At 42.5% G+C, this 1,566-nt stretch carries 2 protein-coding genes; both read right to left on the reverse strand.

What is annotated here, in order from left to right:
* A partial coding sequence (locus JCM19034_RS20500) for an isopeptide-forming domain-containing fimbrial protein (protein WP_156324097.1) occupies positions 1-1,336 on the reverse strand: 1,336 nt, incomplete at its 3' end.
* A 49-nt stretch (positions 1,337-1,385) separates the two neighbouring features.
* The coding region (locus JCM19034_RS22540; protein WP_197276473.1) for a hypothetical protein at positions 1,386-1,566 on the reverse strand (181 nt) is incomplete at its 5' end.

Raw genomic sequence — 1,566 nt, forward strand, 5'->3', positions numbered from 1 at the left:
CCGTTACGGCTTCTCCATCGACCGTAAGCGTACCTTCAACATATTCCAATCCTGCTGGAATCTCATCACGGATTGTCAGATTAGTCACCAAACTATCCTCTATCGTATTTCGTGTTTGAATCGTATACGTTAGAATATCGCCTACTTCTGGATGGTCTTCATTGGTGTTGCCTTCTGCTTTATCATAGATCTCTGATATTTTTTCCGATGCTAGATTCGGTTCCTTCGGATCTACAATGATTTCATTCTCCGGTGTATCTGGATCGTCGATATTATCTCCATCTACCGTTGCCGTATTTTCAATTGTCTCTCCTGATTGTCCGGCATCGATTGTTACTTGGAACGTTACCGTACGCCATTCCGTGTCAAATACATTACCGAACTCTGCGGTAATAATTCCATCTTCGATATTGGCTGTTCCTTCATGACTTACTTCTAGGCTTCCTTCTACATACGTCAGCCCTTCTGGTAACTCATCCGAAATCACCATATTTTCGACAATACTATCACTTACCGTGTTACGAGATTGGATCGTGTATTCAATCGTATCTCCCACTTGGAATGCTTCCTCATGTGTATTGCCTTCTGCTTTTTCAAAGATCTCTGATGTTTTTTCCGATTCTAGATTCGGTTCCTTCGGATCTACAATGATTTCATTTTCCGGTCTCTCTGGATCATCGACATTATCTCCATCTACCGTTGCCGTATTTTCAATTGTCTCTCCTGATTGTCCGGCATCGATCGTTGCTTGGAACGTTATCGTACGCCACTCTGTGTCGGTTACATCACCGAACTCTGCGGTAATATTTCCATCTTCGATATTGGCTGTTCCTTCATGGCTTACTTCCAGGCTTCCCTCTACATACGTCAGCCCTTCTGGTAACTCATCCGAAATCACCATATTTTCGACAACACTATCACTTATCGTGTTACGAGATTGGATCGTGTATTCAATCGTATCTCCCACTTGAAATGCTTCCTCGTTGGTATTGCCTTCTGCCTTTTCAACGATGCGAGAAGTCTTCTCTGAATCAAGGTCTGGAATTCTCGGATAGACATTCACTTCATGGCTTGGTTTATCCGGATCATCGATATTGTCCCCATCGACCGTTGCGATGTTCTCAATATCTTGACTCGCTTGGCCTTCTCCTACAACTACTTGGAAGGTTACCGTATGCCAATCCGTATCCGTTACATCGCCAAACTCAACGAAAATTTCTCCATCCACATAGTGACCAGCATCATCATCTTCTTCATCTGTAACAGCCTCTCCATCGACTCTCAACGTTCCTTCGACATATTCTAATCCTTCTGGAATCTCATCACGAATTGTCAAGTTTTCTACTAACTATCCTCTATCGTATTTCGTGTTTGAATCGTATACGTTAAGATATCCCTACTTCTGGATGGTCTTCATCTGTGTTGCCTTCTGCTTTTTCATAGATCTCCGATGTTTTTTCTGATTCTAGTTTCGGGTCCTTCGGATCTACAATGATTTCATTTTCTGGTCTATCTGGATCATCAATATTATCTCCATCGACCGTTGCCGTATTTTCAATCGTTTCA

The organism is Bacillus sp. JCM 19034, from assembly GCF_001310635.1.
GTDB lineage: Bacteria > Bacillota > Bacilli > Bacillales > Bacillaceae_D > Halalkalibacter.